The sequence below is a fragment of the Vibrio sp. Vb1729 genome (genome assembly GCF_033338655.1).
In the GTDB taxonomy this organism is placed as follows: Bacteria; Pseudomonadota; Gammaproteobacteria; order Enterobacterales; family Vibrionaceae; genus Vibrio; species Vibrio alginolyticus.
On record NZ_JAWOTB010000015.1, the window covers coordinates 37755 to 56985 of the forward strand.

A 19231-nucleotide genomic window follows, 5' to 3' on the forward strand; every position below is an offset into this window, starting at 1 on the left:
TATGCGAAGTCTTAATCTGATTTTCCAACGTTGGGTAGTGGACCAATTCAGACTGCAGAAGAACGCTTACGAGCAAGCCTGGAATTGTAAAACAAACTGGGTTGGTGAGTGTGCTTTGTCTTTTTGGTTTTCATTGAGTTTTGTATTTTTAAAGCCGGTTATTTCGGGTGTTCCCTCATGGAAACTGCCTTTGGTTTACTATCCAAACGTTAATTTTGCTGCGCCAAGATGGTTTGATCCTGTACGTTTTATTATCCAAAGCGTGTGGTTGCTTTGCTTCAGGCAAAACGTAAATACAGCATGGTCCAAAAAAACCAGCAGCTTAGCGATGACTTTAGCCGAGCAAATTCGCAATGCGTTCTACTTGCCATTTGAATTGGTTGCAAAAGGCGTCCGCTGGTTAGAACAGACAGCGAACAACATCAAAGATCCACAAGTTCGAGAGCGTATTAAAGCAAGTAAGTCAGCGATGGCGTTGAACTACACCTTGTTGTTTTTCGTGGTGTTAATCGCTTTGCTTTGTTTTACGGTGCCATTTGGTTATCAGGCTCAGACTGTCTTTGTGCTGTTACTCTGGGCATTAGCGATGATGGTCCGTCGCATGCCGGGTCGTTTTCCTACCATGCTTTTGATCATCTTGTCGGTTACGGCCTCATGTCGATACTTGTGGTGGCGTTATTCGTCTACCCTGAACTGGGACGATCCTGTTGCTTTGTTTCTAGGGGGCGTTTTACTTCTAGCTGAGACGTATTCTTGGATTGTGCTGATGCTTGGCTACTTCCAAAATATCTGGCCATTGAATCGCAAACCAGTATCGATGCCACCGGATCAGTCAACTTGGCCAACCATTGACTTGATGATCCCTACTTACAACGAAGATCTCGATGTTGTGAAAGCGACGGTTTATGCCTCGTTAGGTGTCGATTGGCCGAAAGACAAACTTAACATCCACATTCTGGATGACGGCAAGCGTGATAGCTTCCGAGATTTCGCCAAAAGTGTAGGGGTGAACTACATCCGCCGCCCAACGAATGAACATGCGAAAGCCGGTAACATTAACTATGCGTTGAAGCAGACCAGCGGTGAGTTTGTTGCGATTTTTGACTGTGACCATATTCCTACACGAGCATTTTTTCAGCTCACAATGGGGATGTTCCTGAAAGATCCAAAGTTGGCGCTTATTCAGACGCCGCACCATTTTTTCTCACCGGATCCTTTTGAGCGTAACTTATCGAACTTTCGTAACGTGCCAAACGAAGGCAACTTGTTTTACGGCCTGATTCAAGATGGTAACGACTTATGGGATGCGACTTTCTTCTGTGGCTCGTGCGCTATTTTACGTCGAGAGCCTTTAGAGGAAGTCGGTGGTATTGCAGTCGAAACCGTGACGGAAGATGCGCACACGTCTCTGCGCATGCACCGTTTAGGCTATCGTTCTGCATATCTTAAGCAGCCGATTTCTGCTGGTTTGGCGACAGAAACATTGTCTGCACATGTTGGGCAACGCATTCGTTGGGCTCGCGGGATGGCGCAGATATTTAGGGTAGATAATCCATTGACTGGAAAGGGGCTTAAGCTCTCTCAACGGCTTTGTTACGTCAATGCCATGCTGCACTTTCTATCTGGTATCCCGAGGATTGTATTCCTGATCGCACCCTTGGCTTATTTGTTGCTGCATTCCTACGTGATTTATGCACCAGCGCTGGCGATCATTTTGTACGTATTACCCCACATGATTCACGCCAGCATGACCAACTCTCGTATGCAGGGTGACTACCGTTATTCGTTTTGGGGTGAGGTATACGAAACCGTGCTTGCTTGGTATATCGCAAGGCCAACAACGGTGGCTTTGTTTGCGCCCCATAAAGGGACATTCAACGTAACGGCAAAAGGCGGTTTGGTTGAAAAGTCTCACTACGATTGGGTGATCTCTCGACCATATTTGGTTTTGGTTGCACTCAACATTTTGGGCTTCGCTGTAGGGATTTACCGAATGGGGTGGGGGCCTCAAAATGAAATCGGTACAGTTATCGTGAATCTCGTATGGACGATGTACAACCTGTTGATTTTAGGTGCTGCCGTTGCGGTTGCAGTAGAAGCTAAACAAGTGCGAAAAGATCACCGAGTAGAGGTGGCGATTCCTGTCGCGGTTAGGCTTAATTCTGGGCATTTAATACAAGCGCAGATGAAGGATTTCTCTTTGGGGGGCGTGCGCATAGAAATTGACGGGGTCGATGAACCAACCTGTGCTTACTTACTCGGTCAAACCTTAGAAGTGATCCTCAATCGAGGTGGCCAAGAATTCGTGTTCCCTATGACGGTTGCCTATGCTCATAAGGGGATATTTGGTTTACAACTCAACGAATTGTCTCATCAACAACGAATCCAATACGTCCAATGTACATTTGCACGTGCAGATACATGGGCGAAATGGCAACAAGGTTATCAATCAGATAAACCTCTATCGAGTATGCAGGCTGTACTGCAAGTCGGCTTTAATGGATACAAACGCTTGCTGCAACATTGTCCTAAGTTTGTTCAGGTCAGTGTGGATGCACTTTTATTTTGTATCGAATTTATTTGGTCACTAAGACCTCGTTATGTCCCAATCAGGACCTCAAGTCATGCTAAATAATAAAAAACTAACAGCGTTGACAACGGCTATCACTCTCATGTGTATGTCGTGCAGTCTCGCGGCACAAGAAGTAAGTCAGCAACAAGCAACGCCTTTGGCACAGCAAGATGCTGAAGATTCGACCGTGTTTAAGCGCGTCATCCCATTTAGTCAATTAGGTTACAGTGGTTCAATTGCTATCCAAGGTAGTGAGGCCAGTGCTTATATTGGTTTCGGTTCGCGACTCGATGAGGTGGTATCTAAAGCAACGTTGCACTTTGATATCACACCTTCGCCAGCGTTGCTCTCTTTGGTTTCTCACGTCAAAGTGTATTTGAACAACGAACTTATGGGAGTAGCGTCAATCGTCGATGGCCAGCAAGGCAAAAAGTTGAACTTATCTATGCCGCTGGACACTCGTTACTTTAGTAATTACAACCAAATTCGCTTTGAGTTAATAGGGAATACTCAGAAAGACTGTGCTAACCCCAATGACTCGAGCATTTGGGCTGAGATTAGCCAAAGTAGTCGAATTGAGATGCTTGCTCAAAAGACAGTGCTGGAAAGTGACTTGAGTTTGTTACCGGCTCCTTTTTTTGATGTCCGTGATTTCAGCCAGTTAAATCTGCCTGTCGTGATGGGTAGCAAATACGATTTAGATGATGTCAAGGCTGCCGGTGTCTTGAGCTCTTACTTTGGTGCTCTTGCGGGTTGGCGTGGTGCTCAATTCCCTTTTAGTGTCGACACGTTACCTAAGCGCAACGCCATTGTCTTTGTTACCAATGACAACAAACCTGAGTTTCTGAGAGATTTTCCAGACACGGATGGCCCTCGTCTTCAAGTCATCACTCATCCAACAGACCCGTACGTGAAGCTTCTTCTGGTGACAGGCCGTGACAGTAAGGATCTTAACATTGCGGTGCAAGGTTTGGCGTTGGGAAACCAACTTCTTACTGGACCAATCGCGAAGATTAATGAAGTCAAACAAATCAAACCACGAGTCCCGTACGATGCGCCAAACTGGGTGAGTACGGCTCGTCCTGTTGCATTGTCTGAGTTAGTCGAACAAAAAAGCATGCTGCAAGTGGAAGGCCGAACGCCTCCACCAATCAATGTGAGTTTGCGTTTACCACCCGATCTCTTTACTTGGCAAAGCCGTGGTATACCGATGGATCTTAACTATCGTTATTCACCGCCTGCTGCGGATCATTCCGGCTCTCGTCTGACTTTGAGTATTAATGACCAATTCATTGAGGCGTTCAACCTAACCACAAAAGGTCAAGGTGGAGAATCTAACCGTATACGTGTTCCTTTGTTAGATGATGGCATTCTAAGTGGTGATACGTTTGTTCGCATTCCGGCTTTTAAGGTGGGTAGTCAAAACCGAATCGAGTTCGAATTTGGCTTTGCTTCGGTGACCGATGGGCAGTGCCAGGTAACGCAGCCAAGTAAGCAATACGCGGTTATTGATGGTGATTCTACTATTGATTTTAGTGGTTTCCCCCACTACATCGAAATGCCGAACATGCGCGCTTTTGCTACATCCGGTTTTCCTTACACTCGCATGGCTGATTTGTCAGAAACTGCTATTGTTGTTCCAGAGAGTGCTCCAAAAGAAGTGTTGCAAACCTTCTTAAACGTCATGGGGTCATTGGGACGTGACTCTGGGTACCCAGGTATTCAGGTGCTTTTGACAGATAAATGGAATGCTGAGCAACTAAAAAATAAAGATATCCTGACGATTGGTGTTGTGGATGCATTAGAAGAAGCCGCTAATAATCCTGACCAAGTTAACTTAGTGGTTAAAGAGGGTCAGAGACAAATTCGCCTACCTAGCAAAAATGAAAAGCAGCTCGGAATGAACTGGATGAGTCCAAGTGATGCTCGTCAAGCCGCCGCAGATTATGTTTCTGTCGAGGCAGAAGGCTCTTTTGCTGCTATTTATGGTGCAGAATCGCCATTTACGAAAAAACGCAGCGTCATTTCTATTATGGCGGCTCACCCGTCAGATTTTTCGTCGGTTGATCGCGCGTTGGCTGACTCCGGTAAAGTGGAGCACATGTTTGGCTCGGTGGTGACGTTGAGAAATAACGAAGTAGCAAGCTACAACGTGGGTTCGCACTACTATGTCGGTAAGCTTCCTGTGTGGCAGCTCGTTTGGTATCACTTCTCTAATCACCCAGTCATCGTTGCGTGCTTTGCCGCCTTGCTAGTGGTGATCGTAACCATTGTGCTTTGGCGCGTATTACGTCAAGTCGCGTCTAGACGTTTAGAAAAAACTGAGGAAGAGGAATAATGAAAAAACTCATCTCATTCCTTATGTTGTTCGTGTCTCCTTACTTGTGGGCTAACACCTGCGAGTGGCCACAATGGGAAACATTTAAGTCGGTATACATGGAGCAAGGCCGAGTCGTTGATGGCAGTGACGAGCGTATGATTACAACCTCGGAAGGCCAATCTTACGCATTGTTTTTTGCCTTGGTTGCCAATGACCCTAAAACCTTCGATCAGGTTTTAAAATGGACTCAATCACATTTAGCTGGTGGGGACTTGACGGCAAGGCTTCCTGCTTGGTTGTGGGGAAGAAAAGAAAATGGTCAGTTCGGAGTGTTGGATTCTAACCCAGCGTCAGATTCTGATTTGTGGATAGCTTACTCCCTTGTTGAGGCGGGGAGATTATGGAATAACTACTACTATCAGACCCTTGGACATCTGATCGCGAGTCGTATTTTACGTGAAGAAGCCGTCAACATAGCGGGAGTTGGAACGGTATTGTTGCCAGCTCCAACGGGCTTTGATGCCGACGGCCAGTACCGTGTGAATCCGAGTTATGTTCCGTTACAACTGATTGCTCGTATGCAGTCGCTGTACCCGCAATACAACTGGGACTCAATGTATAAGGCAAGTGTTCACATGCTAGAGAAAACGATGCCAGCTGGCTTTAGCCCAGATTGGGCAGCATTGAGAAATGGTCGTTATAGCTCAGATGTGGTTACAGGGCCGATGGGCAGTTACAACGCGATCCGCACTTATCTTTGGGCGGGTATGCTAAATGACCAAGTTTCAGAAAAAGCAGTATTAGTACAAAAAATGCAGCCGTTTGTCGCGGCAACCAAAGCCCTTGGTGCGCCAGCGAGAGAAGTAAATACTGAAACGGGTAAATATACCCAAGCAGGAAGCGCAGGTTTTTCTGCTGCGGCTCTTCCGTTACTCGCGGCTTCTGGTGAATCTACGCTGTTGGAGACGCAGTTTCGTCGTGCTCAAAATGAACTTGTGGTGGACAAAAACGATCATTATTACGACAACGTATTAAGTCTATTTGGGCTTGGTTGGCATGAAGAACGTTACCGTTTTGGTGTGCAAGGTGAATTGCTTCCTGTATGGAGCGAGAGATGTCAGTAACAGGACGCGTGTTATGGTGGATTCCACTGGTTGCTTTGGCGGCTGGTGGCGTCGGCACTGTGCATGCAGAAAGCTTTAGCTCAAAACCTCTGACAAAGTCGCAGCTCGCACAGGTCTACAAGCCTATCGAGCTGGTTCAATTTTCCACATCATTAGCACGAGTTGACTCGGTTGAGTGGTTGGTTGAGCAGCTAAAACTGGCGGATGCGATTGGCCGAGATGATATTGTCGAGAGTACTCTGGAGAGGCTGTTCGCGATTGAAGAAAGCAATCCAACGGGGCTTTTCTATCAAGCGAATATGTATCTGAAACGTAAGCAGCCAGAATTAGCAAAACCGGTATTTGAGCGCTTAATCAGACAGGCGCCTCATTCGACTCAAGCGAAAAACTTGTCATCGATTATGGCTATTCAGGGAGAGAAAAGAGCGGATTATCAGCGCGCTCAGTTGCTTGCAAAATCTGGTCGTTACGATGAAGCGATTCAAGCTTACAAAGCCCTTTTCCCAAATGGAATGCCATCACCAGCGTTACAACTTGAATTCCTACAGTTGCAAAGTAATTTGCCTGGCAGTTGGAGCTCGGTAAAACAGGGATTGGAACGTTTAAATGCAAATTATCCTAGTGTTCCGTCTTTTCAACTCGCGTTAGCCAACCACATTCGCAAAGAGAATCCTGCTGATCCATGGATTCTCGATACCTATAAAAAGTTAGCGCTTGCTCCTTCGGTTGGAACAAATGCGGCAACGTCGTGGTTGCGTGCATTGGATCAATTGCCTATTTCAGATCAAGTTGTTCAGCAATATGCCATCTTAGCTAGCTACTACCCGTCTGACATGGAGATACAAAGAGCGAATCAAAGCGCGAAAGATCGCTGGAAAAAGGAAAAGGAACTACGCAAAGACCCCACCTATCTCGCCAAGCTCAAAGGGTTAGCGTTGCTCGAGGAAGATAAAACCGACCAAGCAGAAGCTCAGCTGCGTTATGCGTTGACGACTCGTCCGCAAGATCCTGAATTGCTTGGTGCTATGGGTAAGGTTTATCTACGTAGAGGGCAGCAACAAAAAGCGCTCGGATACTTTAAACAGGCTCAGCACTTAGATCATAATCCTGACTCGGCCTCAAAATGGGCAGCGCTAATCGAGACTTCTCAATATTGGGCGTATCTTGATCAAGGTGATGCCTTGGTCGAAAAAGGCCAGTTTAAGCAAGCAGAAAGCGCTTATCAAAAAGCGATTCAAGTAGATAAATCCCAACCTTATGCTTATTCATCATTAGGCTCTTTGTATCTGGTACAAGAAAATTATGCCGCGGCAGAGAAGGTTTTCAAACAAGCTTTGCAACTGGATAGCAGCAATAGCTCTGCATTGCGTGGTCGCTTAGATGTTCGTATTCAGCAGCAAGATTGGTCTGGCGCGGAAGCACTCGCGCGCAGTTACTCAGCCCCACAGCAGAAAGTGGTCGCTGAAAAAATAGCGAGCATCAAGTCGGAAGTTATTTTGACTCGTCTGCGGATCGCAATCGCTCAAAATGATCAGGCAACGATGAAAGCGTCCGTAGAGGAATTGATTGCGCTACAGCCAACCTCCCCATGGTTAAGGCTTGATATTGCTGACGTGGTTCATTCAATGGGCGACAAAGTACGCGCGGATACGCTGATGTCCGATTGGGCTACATCTAGTAATGACCCTGAAATGAAATTTGCTTACGCGCTTTATCTCGCGCAGGACTTCAACGTGAATGAGGCCATCGCTGAGCTAGAGAGTATCGCACAACATGACATGACAGACGCAATGCAGCGCAATTTAACCCGCTTGAAGCTTGATGCTCAGTTGAGAGAGATTCAAACGCGTTACTTAGCTTCTCCCGAATCAGTAATGGCGACATTACGTGCGCTAGAGTCGGATTATCAAGGTCAAATTCAACCGCTCGCTCGTCTAGTGAGTGCGTGGTTAGACATTGATGAAGTTAAGGAAGCTGAGAGGATTTTCCAAAACATTTCGCTTTCAGAAGATTGGTCAACCGATGACAAACTGGCTTACGGCAGCATGATGGTAAGCTTGAATCACTTTGAAGATTTTGATCGTTGGTACGTGGACTTAGCATTAAATTCCGCAACACAAGATTTAAGTGCTTCGGAAGCATTACAGCTTGATGAACTCAAAACCCGTCGACTGTTGAGTCAAGCGGATCTGATGCTGGTTAATCAACAGCCTAAGCTTGCGTTGGATTTGTATGAACAAGTTTCTTTAAAGCCTGAGCCATTTAAAACTCAAGCAGAAATTGGCATGTTGCAAGCTAGTGCTTTGACTGGATATGAAGCGATGTATCACGACATGCACCTCATTTTGAATAAAAAGCGCGATAGCTTAACTGCGGCACAGTTGATGACAGTGGCCGCGGTGTTTAATCAACAAGGCTATCGAAATGACGCTAATGCGCTAAATCAGTTGTTGGATGCGATGCCTGATGCTGACGCATTAGCGTTTCGCAATAGCATGTCTATAGCAATGGAAAATCAACAGTGGGCGTTAGCTGAAACACGCGCCTATCAAGCCTTAAATCGTAACCGAATGGATAAAAATCGTGAAACTGAAGAGGCGAAAAAAGAACCCCTAAGCTTACGCGAGCTATATGATACTGCTGACGACTACTGGTTGACTCGTAACGTCAAATCGGACATCGATAAACTGCATGATCGGAGTGATGGGCATGTCATGATTGGCTGGGATTACAGTGCACGAGATGGCCGTAATACTTCGAATCAAGTGCCCATAGAAGCCCGAATCCCGATAGAGAGCTGGGATGGGCACCTGTTGCTAAAAGCCGATTATGTTTCTATCGATTCAGGTCAGTTGGACTATTATGAAAAAACCACCGATTCTGACAGCACTTCGTTCCAAAATGACGCATCAGGTATGGCATTTGGAGTGGGCTGGCAGGCTGAAGATTGGTTGGTCGATATCGGCACGACACCAATTGGTTTCGACCATACCACATGGGTTGGTGGTGTGCGCATCAATGGGGACCTGGGTGAGTTCGGTTGGACGGCAGAAGCTTCGCGTCGCCCAGAGACCAGTAGCGCGCTTTCTTATGCTGGAATGTCTGTCCCTAGCGGCACGACTGACCCTCAAGGGACTAAATGGGGCGGAGTTGCTCGTACTGGTGTGAAGTTGAGCTCAAGTTGGGACATTGGTGGCCCTTACGGTTTTTGGAGTAGCTTGCAGTATCATGTTTTGACTGGTGAAAAGGTTGAGGACAACACTCGTTTAGGCGTGCTAGGTGGAGCGTACTACAAGTTAATTGCAACGGATGACCAGCGTTTAAGTATAGGTACGAACTTAATGTACCTTGATTACGACAAAAATCTGGGTGAGTACACGCTAGGTCACGGTGGCTACTACAGCCCGCAAAGTTACTTCTCGGTGTCTTTACCTATCAACTTTTATGGCCGATACAACAGTTCTTGGTCATATCAATTGAGTGCATCCGTCTCTAACTCTTGGACTAAGGAAGACGCGCCATACTTATCGACAGTAGCGGAGTCAGACAAAGGTGGTGGTTTTGGTACGTCGTTGCAAGCGGCGGTGGAAAAGCGAGTCAGCAAACGTTGGTATCTTGGTGCGTTAGTCGATGTACAACGCTCTGAGTTTTATACACCAAACCATTTCATGCTTTATGCCAAGTACACCTTTAATGATCGTTGGCAACCAATAGAGTATCCGCCAGCAGCACCAACGTTGTATAGCGACTTCTAACAAAAAACAAAGGCCGGAAATCCCGGCCTTTGTTGTCTTATTCCTAGAAGAATGCGGCGCTTAGTACAAAATTGAGTAAAGCTGGCGACGATATTTGCTTGCTAATGCGTTACCTTGACCTAGCGCACTGAGAATGTCCATAAAAGTCTTCTTCACTTCACCGTCTTGGGCGCCCAAGTCTTTTTTAAGAATATTCCACAGCAGTTCCAACGCTTCTTCATCCCGACCAACTTGGTTGTATTGTACCGCCAATTCACAAGCGAGTTCGAAGTTTGCCATGTCTGCTGCGTATGCTTGTTCTAGTCGCTGTAATTCAGGGCTATCTGCAGCCTGCAAATGCAGCTCGAGCTTGGCTATTAGGCTCTTGTAGTAGTTATCTTGATACTCGAGAGGGATAGCGTTCAGTAGTTCTTGGGCAATATCAAATTGTTTGGTTTCTAGCAAACAATCAGCCATCGCGAGTTTCACATCACCACGCTCTTGCAGCTCTGGCGGCAAAGTGTGGATGATGCTCAAAGCCTGAGCATGCTCACTTTGCTGAAGAAGTTCACTGACTTGTTTTAATAGTTGTTCATCTGGGCTTGGCAAATGCTTTTGTAGCATGGTAGCAATGGCATCAATTGGCTGGGGGCCTCCCAGACCATCGACGGCTTGACCATTTATAAACAGCGCGATAGTTGGCAATACTTGCACGCCAAATTGAGACGCTAAAGCGGGCTGATCTTCACAATTTAGTAGAGCAAGCGTAAATGCACCGTTGTACTGTTGAGCAAGAGATTGCAACTCAGGGAGTATCTGTGCGCTTTCTGGCTGAGCGTTGGCCCAAAAGTGGATCAAAACGGGCGTGTTCATTGAACCTTCAAGCGTTTCGCGAAAGTTCTGTTCTGTTATCTCAACGATAAATGGGGATTGCATCAGAGTATCCTTGCCTTGTGTCTTGTCGTTGATATTAGATATGGAGTTGATTTAGGTGAAATTCAAGCGACATTCACCATCAATAATGAATCATTCTATTTTGAGAAAACGTGAGGTAATAGAGTGAGGTTATTGCTGCTCAGGTGTTAGATAAAAAGAAAACGCTGCCGAAGCAGCGCAATTCTAATGCTATTTGTTAGTGCGGTATCAAAATAGGATGAACATGGTCAACACTACACCCACACTAAGCCAGTTAAGCTGATTTAATGTCATTGTTGCCTCGCAGTAGTATAAACATTGCTACAAAACGTAATGGGTGGCGATACCAAATCTAAGCAACTCAATCACTTTGGGCGAAAGAATCCCCGCTGAATTGCGTAGAAATTGATTCGTTTAGTTGAGGTTTTTTTAACCTACATGTTCATAATGACATCACATTGTTACGGTGAAATTACATTTCGACAAAACTTTTTTATGCAGCCTGTCGCAAAATTTTATCAAGTACACGGGTTGGTAATAGTCTTTTCAAGACTGCGAATAATTTAGTCGGTGTAGTAATTCGATAACGAATTTTCGGTGAAACGCTAGTTAATGCATGAAGAACTGGTGCGATGCAAGACTCTGCAGGCAAAACAAATCGATTATTAGACTTGTCGTTGTTGAGTCGCTCTCTTTGTCCTTCATAAGCATGACGATGGGGGCTAGATTCAATATCAACCCACTTCTCAAAGGCTCGTAATGCATTGTTTCTAAATTGAGTTTCGATCGGTCCTGGTTCTATCAATGCCACTTTGATATTCGTATCCGCAAGCTCTAGCCTGAGCGTATCTGTCCAGCCTTCTAAGGCAAATTTTGATGCATTATAGGCACCACGGTATTTCATTGCGGCAAAACCAAGAACAGAGCTGTTTTGTATGATGCGTCCTTCGCCTTGCTGGCGCATATGAGGAAGCACCTCTCTGACCAACTGGTGCCAACCAAAAAAGTTGGTCTGAAATTGATCTTGAAGAGCCTCGGTGGGTAAGTCTTCCAGTGCTCCGGGCTGACCATAGGCACCATTATTGAACACTGCGTAAAGCTTACCTTCTGCTAACTCTAGCGCTTGCTTCACGCCCGAAGAAATGCTTTCTGGGCTATTTAGGTCTAGATTGATGCAGGTTAGCCCTTCATTAATTAGGCGCTGGACATCTTGTTCTTTCCTACAAGATGCAATGACATTAAATCCCTTGTTTTGTAGGGCGTGAGCGCACACGTAACCGATGCCGGTTGAACAACCCGTAATAAGAATCGACTTTTTCATAATTTAATTTAAGACTCAGAAACATTGATTGGAGCCATCATTCATCAGCTCCGGTCATGAAGCAAGTGCTTGAGTGCTGGCTCTATTCTGGAGTAGCTAAATTTAAAGCCCAGTTCGGTGAGTTTTTTGGGTTTGGCTCTCATGCTATCAAACAACAAGCAGGAAGATTCTCCCATTAGGAGTTCCATCGCCCATTTAGGCGTGAACAAGATATGCGGACGTTTTAGCGTTTTAGCTAGTGTGCCGCTGAATATACGATTAGTCACAGGATGGGGGGCGCACATATTGAATGCACCGTGGGCATGTGGTGTTTCAAGCAAGTACATGATAGCGCGGATCATATCTAGGATGTGAATCCAAGGCATGTACTGATTACCGTTCCCAAGTGGGCCGCCTACGCCAAGCTTGTAAGGTAATAGCATCTTTGCCAACGCACCACCATTAAGGCCGAGTACCACGCCAGTTCTCAGTAGACAAACCCGTGTTTGTTCCGACTCTGCGCGCTTAGCTATTTGCTCCCACTTTGCACAAACCTCGTGAGGAAAGCCGTCGCTATTAACATGTAAGCACTCATCAAACGGATGATCTTGTTGGTCACCATAGTAGCCAACTGCCGAGCCACTAATAAAAACAGAGGGAGGTTCGGTACTTGCGTGGATCAGCTCAACAATTTGTTCGGTAATTTTCCAACGACTTTTGCAGATTTTTTCTTTTTGCTCGCTGGTCCACCTTTTATCCGCAATAGGCTCACCTGCAAGATTAATGACGGCATCAACGTGATTGAGATCGGCGAACGACTCGAGCGAGTCAAGGTATTCGATATTACCCAGATCAGCATGCTGTAGGCGTTGTTTTGCTCGCTCTGGAGAGCGTGTAAGTAGCATAACCTGGTGAGTTGATAGCAGCTTGAGCAACTCCGAGCCAATAAACCCAGTGCCACCTGTGAGTAATATCTTCATGTTATCTCTTTGAATGTACACGTATTAGAACATTATAGTCGTTTTGTGCTTAGCTTGATCATCTCAACACCATTATTTCTGGGATAGTGACAAGCTGACAGAGAGGCTATTAACTTCACATATTAGAAAATATGTAACTAAATGTTATAGATGGCGCTAGTGCATTCACGGTAGAAGAGTGAAATCTATGCCAGACTAAAAGTTATCGCTCATTGGAACGAGCGTAATCAGTTTGCATAATCAAGGAGGATAGGCATGGAAGCATTTGTTGCGCTTTTTCGAGCGCTCCTCAATAGTGCTCGTGACTTATTACCCATCATCATTGTTATCACTTTTTTTCAATTAGTCGTTTTGCAAGAGCCGCTGCCCAACCTGGTCTCCATTCTTTTTGGCTTGTTGCTTGTCGTTTTAGGATTAACCTTTTTTATCTTTGGCCTAGAACTTGGTCTTTTTCCTATCGGAGAGAGTATGGCTCAAGCCTTTGCAAAAAAAGGCAGCGTGTTTTGGTTATTAGTCTTTGCGTTTTGTTTGGGGTTTGGCACCACGATAGCTGAACCTGCATTAACCGCGGTAGCGGAAGAAGCCTCAGAAGTTGCGGCAGAGGGCGGAATGATCGCTAACTCAGAGCAGTCCATGCAGGATTACGGAGAAGGACTTCGAGTAACAGTAGCTCTCTCTGTGGGGATAGCCATCGTTATCGGCGTTTTGCGTATCTTAAAAGGGTGGCCGATTCATTACATGATCATTGGTGGCTATGTAGGCGTTGTAATACTGACGTGGTTTGCACCTGAAGCCATTATTGGCGTCGCTTACGATTCAGGAGGTGTAACAACGTCCACCATAACAGTACCTTTGGTCACTGCACTGGGCGTCGGTTTAGCGTCTTCTATTAAAGGGCGCAACCCTATGGTGGATGGCTTTGGTTTAATCGCTTTTGCCTCGCTGTTACCGATGATGTTTGTGATGGTTTACGGAATGGTCGTAACATGATTTCAATTGATCATTTCCTAGACACTTTATTATCGACCGTTAGAGACGTCGTTCCCATCGCCAGCATTATTTTTGGTTTTCAGTTAGCCGTGTTAAGGCGTCCTGTTAGCAACCTTAAGAAAGTTTTGCTTGGGTTCGTTTATGTGATTTTCGGGCTAGCTCTTTTTTTACTTGGATTAGAAATGGCGTTGTTTCCACTTGGGGAGACGATGGCTGTGCAATTAACGGCGCCGGAGTTTTTACAAGAGTTCAAAGTATCGGTAGGGAAAGCCTTAATGTGGGTCGACTATTATTGGGTTTACACCTTCGCCTTTTTTATAGGCTTTAGTACCACGATTGCAGAGCCTTCTTTAATCGCTGTAGCGATAAAAGCAAACCAAGTCTCTGGAGGCAGTATCAGTATTAACGGCTTGCGCGTAGCCGTTGCGTTTGGGGTGGCAATTGGTATTGCATTAGGTAGTTACCGGATTGTCGTGGGCGATCCCATTCATTATTACATCATCGCGGGTTACATCGTCGTTGTGATTCAAACGTTTTACGCTCCTAAGCTTATTGTTCCACTCGCCTACGATTCTGGAGGCGTAACAACTTCTACCGTCACTGTCCCACTTGTAACTGCATTAGGGTTAGGGCTTGCTTCGACCGTCCCTGGAAGAAACCCAATGATTGATGGCTTTGGCTTGATCGCGTTTGCCAGTCTATTTCCTATGATCTCTGTGATGGGCTATGCGCAAATAACCCAGTGGCTGAATAAAAACGTCTCGGAGGAAGAAGAAAATGCGCTTTAAATTGATACTTGCGTTTGTTGAAGACAGCAAAACAGACAAGGTGTTGGACGCTGCACGCGATGCTGGTGCGACCGGTGCAACAGTGATTAACAATGCTCGCGGGCAAGGTTTAAATCAAAAGCGAACGTTTTTTGGTTTAACGCTAGAAGTGCAAAAAGATGTGCTGCTGTTTGTGGTCGAGGAACATCTATCTCGACACATATTAGAGACCATTAATGAGGTTGGTGAATTTGACAGAGAGTCGGGACAGGGGATTGCTGTTCAGATCGATATTGAAGATGCAGTCGGTGTCGCGCATCAAGTCGAGACATTGACCAAAGTAGTCGAGGATGAATTATGAGTGATCAAACGATAATTAGAGTTCGAGATGTTATGGCGGCAACGTATGTAATGGTTGATGGACTGATGACCGTATACGAAGGCATAACGCTAGCGAAAAAATACCAAGTCAAAGCGCTGGTGGTGAAAAAGCGAGATGATAATGATGAATATGGCATCGTGTTGATGAATGATATCGCCAAAAAGGTGCTGGCGAATAATCGTTCTCCTCAGCGCACAAATATTTATGAAATCATGACCAAGCCCGCTTTGTGTGTCGAACCAGATATGAACGTAAAATATTGTGCACGTTTGTTTGAGCGATTTGGCATAAGCAGAGCGCCGGTCATTGAAAGTGGCGAGGTCATTGGGATGGTGAGTTATAACAATATTGTCATCAACGGTATGGTGCGAGAAGAAGTGTAATAGGTTGATATAAATGAAAAATCAACGAATTTTTTCTCAAGTCAGCGACTGTTACAAAGAACTAAAATATTTAATATATGTTAGGTTGCATATGTGTTAATTCACCATTATTCTTTGCGCCCTAAGCCTAATGTCGAGGAATCTGTATCATGCCTTTAGTCTCTTGCCCCGTGTGTGAGAAACAAATCTCAAAACGCGCTCATGCATGTCCAGGATGCGGAGAGCCCGATCCGCTGCACCATCTAGCCAAATCAAAATTTATGTCGATGGTGTTTTGGATACTGGTGTTGGTTGGAACAGCGTATGCAGCATGGTTCTATGTTTTGCCTATGGTCATTGAATCATTGCGCTATCAGTAGTATTCAAACCGTCGTAGGTTGAGCTGCTAAAAAAATGCCGTAGAATGACCTCATACTTTTTGAGGAGACAATGCCGTGAAACTATTTTTTGCCTCAGACCTGCATGGCTCTTTGCCAGCAACTAAAGAAACCATTGAGCTATTTCTGGCCTCTGGTGCGCACCACATGATTTTGCTAGGAGATACGCTAAACCATGGGCCGCGAAACCCTATTCCGGAAGGCTACAACCCTCCACAGGTAGCAGACTTATTGAACCAATACAGTGATCAAATTATTTCTGTACGTGGCAACTGTGATAGTGAAGTGGACCAAATGCTATTGAAGTTTCCAATGATGATGGATTACTCATGGGTGCTACTTGAATCTGGCAAGAGAATCTTTTTGACTCATGGTCACTTGTACAACTCTGAAAAACGGCCGCCACTGCGCGAAGGTGATATCATCGCCCACGGGCATACACATGTTCCCGTCGCAGAGATGCAAGATGGAGCCATTATATTCAACCCAGGCTCGATGACATTCCCACGTAATGGCTTACCGAGAAGCTTTGGTACTCTAGAAGACAATAAGCTAACGGTAAAAACGCCAGAAGGCGAAGTATTAGCACAAACCATGATTTAACGGTTTTACTAAGTAAAAAAATAGGGAGCGAATTGCTCCCTATTTTGTGTCTGAATGTCCTAAATCGCGTTCTGGGTCGATAATGTCTCTAACGCGCTGTTTTAGCACCTTGGCTTCAGGAAAGCCGCTGTCTTTTTTCCGTTCCCAAATTTGCTGGCCATTACAGAAAATTTCGAAGCGACCACCTGTGTCCGGGTGTAAGCTGATTGTTTCTATTTCTTCGCTAAAAGTATGCAGTAATTCTTGCGATAGCCAAGTTGAACGCAACATCCAGTTGCACTGGCGGCAGTAATAAATATCAATGATTGCTTTATCCATGAAACTTTCCTTTTAATCTTTTTAAACCAGCAACTTGATGCCCACCGCAAACGTGAGAATTTCGAATGCAACTTTAATCACTCTGTTACTGTATCGAGTCGCGGCCCATGCGCCTAAACTGCCGCCTAGAAAAGAGCTTAACAATAAAACAGGTAACCAAGCCCAGTGAATAGGCGCCCCTGCCTGTACGACGGCAATGCCTCCAATGCCATTCCAAAACAGGCCGACACAAATCATGGTGTAAGCAACGGCTTGTTTGTAGTCGTAACCAAACCAGCGCACCAAAAATAGTGTCACGAGCAAACCAGAACCTGCGGTAAGAGATCCGTTAATGATGCCGATAAACAGTAAGCCAATTCCACCAATAACCCAACCGATAGGATGACGGTTACGTATTACTTCAGCTTGGCCTAGTGATGTCTTAAATCGCGAGTAGATACCTAGCGCTAGGATCATCGTGCCGAGCATCTTTTCCGCGATACCATCAGGGATCTGTACAATTAAGTTAGCCCCTAAAATCACGCCAATACTACCGGACAAGATAAGGTAGAGCGCGACTTTCCATTTAATAGTGCCTGATCTTAAATGCGTGCTTGCTGCGCCTAAGCCTAAAGCAACCGAAGCCACCTTATGTGTGCCTAGCGCAACGGAGAACGGTAAGCCGAGAAAGATGAGTAAAGGGAATTGAAGCAAGCCTGCTCCGCCACCAGAAAGTGAAGCCAGCGTGTTGGCGATTAGTGAACCGAAAAAAAGGGTAAGGGTATCTAGCCAATCCATAAGCAAAACAAAGGGGGCGTCTTGCCCCCTTATCATCCAATCAAAATTAGTTTTTAAACAGTACCGAAGAACCGTGGTTCAAGCTAGTGAGCAATAGTGTTTTTTCGTTCACGACGTCAATACGACGACTTTGCTCCGCATCTAGCTTAAAAATTTGAGTAATCAAACGTAGCTGTGCTTCGGAAAAGTCTTTTGATTGAGAAGATGAAATATCTTTAAACTCCGAAGGCGAGACCAACAAATAGTTGTCACTTACTTCCCAGCGGCCTTTTTCCGAGATATTTATCGTTGATTCTGCGGTTGAACCTTGAGCGAATAGTTTGATATTTGCTACGCGAATATAGTCACCATTAGGGAGATATTTCACGTTTGATTCAACATTAACTCGGCGTAGTGGGCCGACAGTATCGTCAGGCAAGCTGTCTGTAATGACTGTCACCATGGTCGACTGCCATTCGTTTGCTGTGAGGAGCTGCTCCACTTTTAGGTCACTTCCCCAATACAACCAACTACTGAAAAGAACGGATACGGCCAAAACCGCAGATGCTAATTTAATCTTCATATTGGCCTCCTTTATTTGCAGATGTCTGTTGGATCGTTTTGACCTGCGAAAATACGCAGTGTTACGTTCTCGTAAGAGTGGTTACTGTCATGAATGTAGTTCAGAATCAGCTGGTTATTTTGTCCACCAGTGGCAATCACTTCCACTGGCAACGAGTCTTCTGCATGGTGCTTCACGTAGCGCTCAATGCATTGCTCTATTGAAGGCAACCAGTTGTTGATTTGAGGGTGATTTACAGGTGTCATCACCGGTACACTTTGATACTCACCAATCTGACGGAATTGGGATTCCGCAGGGTTCGTGAATAACAATACGCAAACAGGAAGCAGCAGAGACAAAAAGATAATGACACGCGGTAGCCAGTTAATCGTGTTAGATGCTGGCTTCGGCTGAGTTTTAGTCGGCTCTACTTGAGGCTCAAGATCAGCAGTAGTATCGGTCACTATCTCTGTTGGTGGTGTATCGCTCGCTTCTAACTCCACTGCTGGCGCTTCTTGTTCAGAAGCGGTTTCTTCAACGTCAGTGTTAGAGTCAGTAGAAAATGGGCTCAAGCGTTCCACTGAACAAATGAGTTGGTAGCCACGTTTAGGTACCGTTTTAACAAACTCTGGAGATTTTGTTGAATCCTTCAACATCTTACGCAGAGTAGAAATCGCTTGAGTCAGGCTTGAGTCATCCACCTCAAAACCTTGCTCACGCCAAACAAACTCGTGAAGCTCGTTACGGGTTAAAACTTCGTTTGGTCTCTCTGCCAACATCAGAAGTATACGGCTTTCGTTGCTTCCTAATCGTACAACGTCGTTGCCGTTTTGTTGGTCAGCGAGCGAATTACTATTTGGATCAAAGGTGAACCTTTGAGCAAGTAGAAATTTGGTGCCAATGTTAGTCATTTAGTTCTTCTTAGATGGATGATGTTGTAATTATGGTGATTTATGTCACAAAATTACCGGGGCGCTTGGAGTGCGCACGACATTTTAGATGCTTTTAGACGGGTAGGATAATTAAAATTTTCTAAAAAAACACCGTTTTTAGCAATATTGACCTTGAATTTACATTTGTCAGCCACATGTTAAATGACATCTCGGTAAGGTGATTTCAAGGGGAAAGTCACAAACTTGTCCCTATGA

Annotated in this window: 17 protein-coding genes; 10 read left to right on the forward strand and 7 right to left on the reverse strand. The window is 45.3% G+C overall.

Features of this window, described 5'->3' with window-relative positions; all coding sequences use genetic code 11:
• The first annotated feature begins 1 nt into the window (after position 1).
• The 4 genes from bcsA to R7E29_RS09685 are packed head-to-tail and all read left to right on the forward strand — an operon-like array spanning position 2 to position 9771.
• Positions 2 to 2635, forward strand: coding sequence for a UDP-forming cellulose synthase catalytic subunit (gene bcsA, locus R7E29_RS09670; protein WP_025766999.1), 2634 nt, complete (start codon positions 2 to 4; stop codon positions 2633 to 2635).
• Positions 2625 to 4910 (forward strand): cellulose biosynthesis cyclic di-GMP-binding regulatory protein BcsB, encoded by a 2286-nt coding sequence (gene bcsB, locus R7E29_RS09675; protein ID WP_213906505.1) that lies wholly within the window; start codon positions 2625 to 2627, stop codon positions 4908 to 4910. The genes bcsA and bcsB overlap by 11 nt, the downstream gene beginning before the upstream one ends.
• Positions 4910 to 6016, forward strand: coding sequence for a cellulose synthase complex periplasmic endoglucanase BcsZ (gene bcsZ, locus R7E29_RS09680; protein ID WP_238855248.1), 1107 nt, complete (start codon positions 4910 to 4912; stop codon positions 6014 to 6016). Before bcsB ends, bcsZ begins: the two co-directional genes overlap by 1 nt.
• Positions 6007 to 9771 carry a cellulose synthase subunit BcsC-related outer membrane protein gene (locus tag R7E29_RS09685; RefSeq protein WP_213906503.1) on the forward strand — a complete coding sequence of 1255 codons (3765 nt, stop codon included), beginning with the start codon at positions 6007 to 6009 and terminating at the stop codon, positions 9769 to 9771. The genes bcsZ and R7E29_RS09685 overlap by 10 nt, the downstream gene beginning before the upstream one ends.
• 60 nt (positions 9772 to 9831) lie before the next feature.
• Here the strand turns inward: R7E29_RS09685 and R7E29_RS09690 are convergent, their stop codons facing one another.
• The 3 genes from R7E29_RS09690 to R7E29_RS09700 form a co-directional block, all read right to left on the reverse strand.
• On the reverse strand, positions 9832 to 10686 hold the full coding sequence (locus R7E29_RS09690) for a co-chaperone YbbN (protein WP_213906501.1): 855 nt from the start codon (positions 10684 to 10686) through the stop codon (positions 9832 to 9834).
• A gap of 472 nt (positions 10687 to 11158) precedes the next feature.
• Positions 11159 to 11986, reverse strand: a complete 828-nt coding sequence (locus tag R7E29_RS09695) for an SDR family oxidoreductase (protein WP_025766996.1) — start codon at positions 11984 to 11986, stop codon at positions 11159 to 11161.
• Positions 11987 to 12030: 44 nt separating this feature from the next.
• A complete protein-coding gene (locus R7E29_RS09700) occupies positions 12031 to 12945 on the reverse strand; it encodes a TIGR01777 family oxidoreductase (protein WP_213906499.1) in 915 nt (304 codons plus the stop codon).
• A 255-nt stretch (positions 12946 to 13200) separates the two neighbouring features.
• Between R7E29_RS09700 and R7E29_RS09705 the strand changes: the two genes are divergently transcribed.
• The 6 genes from R7E29_RS09705 (at position 13201) to yfcE (ending at position 16447) form a co-directional block, all read left to right on the forward strand.
• A complete protein-coding gene (locus tag R7E29_RS09705; protein ID WP_005382077.1) occupies positions 13201 to 13935 on the forward strand; it encodes a DUF1538 domain-containing protein in 735 nt (244 codons plus the stop codon).
• On the forward strand, positions 13932 to 14723 hold the full coding sequence (locus R7E29_RS09710; RefSeq protein WP_005382078.1) for a DUF1538 domain-containing protein: 792 nt from the start codon (positions 13932 to 13934) through the stop codon (positions 14721 to 14723). Before R7E29_RS09705 ends, R7E29_RS09710 begins: the two co-directional genes overlap by 4 nt.
• Positions 14713 to 15063 carry a P-II family nitrogen regulator gene (locus tag R7E29_RS09715; protein WP_054578025.1) on the forward strand — a complete coding sequence of 117 codons (351 nt, stop codon included), beginning with the start codon at positions 14713 to 14715 and terminating at the stop codon, positions 15061 to 15063. Before R7E29_RS09710 ends, R7E29_RS09715 begins: the two co-directional genes overlap by 11 nt.
• Positions 15060 to 15467, forward strand: a complete 408-nt coding sequence (locus R7E29_RS09720; protein ID WP_005382085.1) for a CBS domain-containing protein — start codon at positions 15060 to 15062, stop codon at positions 15465 to 15467. The genes R7E29_RS09715 and R7E29_RS09720 overlap by 4 nt, the downstream gene beginning before the upstream one ends.
• A gap of 149 nt (positions 15468 to 15616) precedes the next feature.
• Positions 15617 to 15826 (forward strand): hypothetical protein, encoded by a 210-nt coding sequence (locus tag R7E29_RS09725; protein ID WP_005382086.1) that lies wholly within the window; start codon positions 15617 to 15619, stop codon positions 15824 to 15826.
• A 75-nt stretch (positions 15827 to 15901) separates the two neighbouring features.
• Positions 15902 to 16447: a phosphodiesterase gene (gene yfcE / locus R7E29_RS09730; protein ID WP_138939153.1), complete on the forward strand. Its 546-nt coding sequence runs from the start codon at positions 15902 to 15904 to the stop codon at positions 16445 to 16447.
• Between the two features lie 39 nt (positions 16448 to 16486).
• On the opposite strand, the gene R7E29_RS09735 is transcribed toward yfcE, so the two are convergent.
• The 4 genes from R7E29_RS09735 to R7E29_RS09750 are packed head-to-tail and all read right to left on the reverse strand — an operon-like array spanning position 16487 to position 18994.
• Positions 16487 to 16765 (reverse strand): SelT/SelW/SelH family protein, encoded by a 279-nt coding sequence (locus R7E29_RS09735; RefSeq protein WP_005382088.1) that lies wholly within the window; start codon positions 16763 to 16765, stop codon positions 16487 to 16489.
• 21 nt (positions 16766 to 16786) lie between these two features.
• Positions 16787 to 17542, reverse strand: coding sequence for a sulfite exporter TauE/SafE family protein (locus tag R7E29_RS09740; RefSeq protein WP_033906922.1), 756 nt, complete (start codon positions 17540 to 17542; stop codon positions 16787 to 16789).
• Between the two features lie 46 nt (positions 17543 to 17588).
• Positions 17589 to 18104 carry a transmembrane regulator ToxS gene (gene toxS / locus R7E29_RS09745; protein WP_005382091.1) on the reverse strand — a complete coding sequence of 172 codons (516 nt, stop codon included), beginning with the start codon at positions 18102 to 18104 and terminating at the stop codon, positions 17589 to 17591.
• A gap of 11 nt (positions 18105 to 18115) precedes the next feature.
• Positions 18116 to 18994 carry a transcriptional regulator gene (locus tag R7E29_RS09750; RefSeq protein WP_005382092.1) on the reverse strand — a complete coding sequence of 293 codons (879 nt, stop codon included), beginning with the start codon at positions 18992 to 18994 and terminating at the stop codon, positions 18116 to 18118.
• Between the last annotated feature and the right edge of the window lie 237 nt (positions 18995 to 19231).

Coding starts and splice junctions, on each gene's coding strand:
- bcsA (WP_025766999.1), top strand. CDS start 2: ATGCGAAGTCTTAATCTGATTTTCCAACGTTGGGTAGTGGACCAATTC.
- bcsB (WP_213906505.1), top strand. CDS start 2,625: ATGCTAAATAATAAAAAACTAACAGCGTTGACAACGGCTATCACTCTC.
- bcsZ (WP_238855248.1), top strand. CDS start 4,910: ATGAAAAAACTCATCTCATTCCTTATGTTGTTCGTGTCTCCTTACTTG.
- R7E29_RS09685 (WP_213906503.1), top strand. CDS start 6,007: ATGTCAGTAACAGGACGCGTGTTATGGTGGATTCCACTGGTTGCTTTG.
- R7E29_RS09690 (WP_213906501.1), bottom strand. CDS start 10,686: ATGCAATCCCCATTTATCGTTGAGATAACAGAACAGAACTTTCGCGAA.
- R7E29_RS09695 (WP_025766996.1), bottom strand. CDS start 11,986: ATGAAAAAGTCGATTCTTATTACGGGTTGTTCAACCGGCATCGGTTAC.
- R7E29_RS09700 (WP_213906499.1), bottom strand. CDS start 12,945: ATGAAGATATTACTCACAGGTGGCACTGGGTTTATTGGCTCGGAGTTG.
- R7E29_RS09705 (WP_005382077.1), top strand. CDS start 13,201: ATGGAAGCATTTGTTGCGCTTTTTCGAGCGCTCCTCAATAGTGCTCGT.
- R7E29_RS09710 (WP_005382078.1), top strand. CDS start 13,932: ATGATTTCAATTGATCATTTCCTAGACACTTTATTATCGACCGTTAGA.
- R7E29_RS09715 (WP_054578025.1), top strand. CDS start 14,713: ATGCGCTTTAAATTGATACTTGCGTTTGTTGAAGACAGCAAAACAGAC.
- R7E29_RS09720 (WP_005382085.1), top strand. CDS start 15,060: ATGAGTGATCAAACGATAATTAGAGTTCGAGATGTTATGGCGGCAACG.
- R7E29_RS09725 (WP_005382086.1), top strand. CDS start 15,617: ATGCCTTTAGTCTCTTGCCCCGTGTGTGAGAAACAAATCTCAAAACGC.
- R7E29_RS09735 (WP_005382088.1), bottom strand. CDS start 16,765: ATGGATAAAGCAATCATTGATATTTATTACTGCCGCCAGTGCAACTGG.
- R7E29_RS09740 (WP_033906922.1), bottom strand. CDS start 17,542: ATGGATTGGCTAGATACCCTTACCCTTTTTTTCGGTTCACTAATCGCC.
- toxS (WP_005382091.1), bottom strand. CDS start 18,104: ATGAAGATTAAATTAGCATCTGCGGTTTTGGCCGTATCCGTTCTTTTC.
- R7E29_RS09750 (WP_005382092.1), bottom strand. CDS start 18,994: ATGACTAACATTGGCACCAAATTTCTACTTGCTCAAAGGTTCACCTTT.